2 protein-coding genes and 1 pseudogene are annotated in these 2469 nt (G+C 55.4%); 2 read left to right on the top strand and 1 reads right to left on the bottom strand.

The annotated features are described in order from the left end of the window. Window positions 1-12 precede the first annotated feature (12 nt). Both hemB and RTY00_RS23450 read left to right on the top strand, forming a co-directional pair. The gene (gene hemB, locus RTY00_RS23455) at window positions 13-990 is read left to right on the top strand and encodes a porphobilinogen synthase (protein WP_008108163.1); all 978 of its coding nucleotides are present in this window, start codon (window positions 13-15) and stop codon (window positions 988-990) included. Between the two features lie 109 nt (window positions 991-1099). Continuing rightward, complete coding sequence (locus RTY00_RS23450; protein ID WP_258144110.1) at window positions 1100-2071, top strand: diguanylate cyclase; 972 nt, start codon at window positions 1100-1102, stop codon at window positions 2069-2071. A 30-nt stretch (window positions 2072-2101) separates the two neighbouring features. On the opposite strand, the pseudogene RTY00_RS23445 reads toward RTY00_RS23450, so the two are convergent. Beyond that, window positions 2102-2469, bottom strand: a pseudogene (locus RTY00_RS23445) (alpha/beta fold hydrolase); the annotation flags it as partial.

The raw sequence follows: 2469 nt of genomic DNA, 5'->3' as shown, positions 1-2469 counted from the left end.
AAGTTGTAGAGCATGTCTGAATTTAATCTGATCCAGCGCCCAAGAAGGCTGCGTAAAAGCGCGTCAATGCGCGAAATGTTCCAGGAATCCAACCTCAGCATCAACGATCTGGCGCTGCCAATCTTCGTTGAAGAAGGCGTGGACGATTACGTGCCAATTAACGCCATGCCGGGCGTGGTACGTATCCCCGAGAAGCGTTTAGCGTATGAGATCGAACGTATTGCCAAAGCGGGTATTCGTTCAGTGATGACCTTCGGCATTTCCCATCACACCGATGCCACTGGCAGCGATGCCTGGAATGAAAACGGTTTGGTGGCGCGTATGTCGCGTATCTGCAAAGACACCGTGCCAGAAATGATCGTGATGTCTGATACCTGTTTCTGCGAATACACCAGCCACGGTCATTGCGGCGTGCTGTGCGATCACGGCGTTGATAACGACCAAACGCTGATTAATCTCGGTAAGCAAGCCGTGGTGGCAGCGCAAGCCGGCGCCGACTTTATCGCCCCTTCTGCCGCGATGGATGGCCAGGTGAAAGCCATTCGCCAGGCGCTCGACGCTGCAGGCTTCACGGATACCGCCATCATGTCGTATTCGACCAAGTTCGCCTCCTCCTTCTACGGCCCGTTCCGTGAAGCAGCTGGCACCGCGCTGAAAGGCGATCGTAAGACTTATCAGATGAATCCAATGAACCGCCGTGAAGCGCTGCGCGAGTCGCTGCTTGATGAAGCGGAAGGCGCAGATTCACTAATGGTGAAACCGGCGGGTGCCTACCTCGATATCCTGCGCGATATCCGCGAACGCACCACGTTGCCGCTGGCGGCGTACCAGGTGAGCGGTGAGTACGCGATGATCAAATTCGCCGCACAGGCGGGCGCCATCGACGAACGTAATGTGGTTCTGGAAAGCCTGGGCGCGATTAAACGTGCCGGTGCCGATCTCATTTTCAGCTATTTTGCCCTTGATCTCGCCGAGCAAAAAGTGCTCTGATTATCGTTACGCCTGGCATCGGACATCGCATCCCGCTGCCAGGCGCTTTCAGCCTTTATGGCACCAACACCAGTGTTTCAGTAATTCCATAATTAATAAGAGTAACGCGATGAAAGCACCTGCACTGCCTGCGGACGAGTCACATCGTCTGGCCCAGTTACGTGCGCTCAACATTCTGCACACGCCGGCAGAAGAGCGTTTCGACCGATTAACCCGCCTTGCCCGTCGTTTGTTTGGCGTGCCCGTCGCGCTGGTCAGCCTGCTGGAAGAGGACCATCAGTGGTTCAAATCAGCGGCCGGTTACGCTGCTACCACCGCACCACGTAATACCTCATTTTGTGGCCATGCAATCCTGCAAGATGATGTGATGGTGGTTGAAAACGCGCTAGAAGACGAACGTTTCCACGACAACCCGTTGGTGAGCGGCGAAAACAGCCCAGTGCGTTTTTACGCCGGGTGTCCACTGCGCACGCCCGCCGGAGCCAAAATTGGCACGCTGTGCATTATCGATCACCATGCGCGCCAGTTCGATGCAGACGATATCCACACACTGCGCGATTTGGCTGCTATGGCGGAAGCGGAGCTGGTGGCTTTCCAGACCGCGACCTCAGATGAACTGACGCAAATCACCAATCGCCGCGGCTTTATGACGCTCGGCCAGCTGGCGCTGAATGAGTGCCAGGTGAAGCAGTTACCCGCCAGCCTGACGTTCCTCGATCTCGATCGCTTTAAAGCCATTAACGATACGCTCGGCCATCGCGAAGGCGACCGCGCGCTGATGGATTTTGCTGATGCCATGAAAGTGAGTTTCCGCCACGCGGATATCTTTGCGCGTTTGGGCGGCGATGAGTTTGTGGTGCTGTTTAACGGCTTACAGCTCGCCGATGCCGAGGGCGTGTTGGCACGCTTTGATGGTTTCCTGCAACAGCAAACCCAGAATCTCGAGCGGCGTTACGCCCTGCACTTCTCATCGGGGATTGTTGAGTTCGATCCTGACCATCCGCAATCGCTGGAACAATTGCTGGAAGGTAGCGACGAACGGATGTACGCCGCTAAGAATGGGAAAAAGAAGCTGAGTTGATGTTGGTCGCCATGAATGGCGACCCTGCGGTTAATTGCCAGCTAAATCAGCGATTAATGTCTGATTAAACTTCTGCGGCTCTTCCATTTGCGGCGCGTGGCCCATGCCGGGGAATTCGATTAACCGTGCGCCGGGAATCAGCTGCGCCACCTGCTTGCCCAGCACGTTGTAATGACCGAGTTTTGCTTTCACGTCCGGCGGCGCGATATCGCTGCCAATCGCCGTGGTATCAGCGGTACCGATCATTAAGGTGGTTGGCACGCGCAGATCTTTAAATTCGTAATAAACCGGCTGTGTGAAAACCATGACGTAGATTAACGCCGAGTTCCACGCCACTTTCTTGACCCGGTCCGCTGTTCAGTCCGGCCAGCATATCGACCCATTTGTCATACTCCGGC

This window comes from Pantoea sp. CTOTU49201 (assembly GCF_032054795.1).
Lineage (GTDB): Bacteria > Pseudomonadota > Gammaproteobacteria > Enterobacterales > Enterobacteriaceae > Pantoea > Pantoea symbiotica.
The sequence above is the reverse complement of the archived record's forward strand: the minus strand, read 5'-3'. Positions and strand labels throughout refer to the sequence as shown.

What these genes read in the sequence shown, in the direction of transcription:
- RTY00_RS23450 (WP_258144110.1), top strand. Translation starts at nt 1,100, where the DNA reads ATGAAAGCACCTGCACTGCCTGCGGACGAGTCACATCGTCTGGCCCAG.
- hemB (WP_008108163.1), top strand. Translation starts at nt 13, where the DNA reads ATGTCTGAATTTAATCTGATCCAGCGCCCAAGAAGGCTGCGTAAAAGC.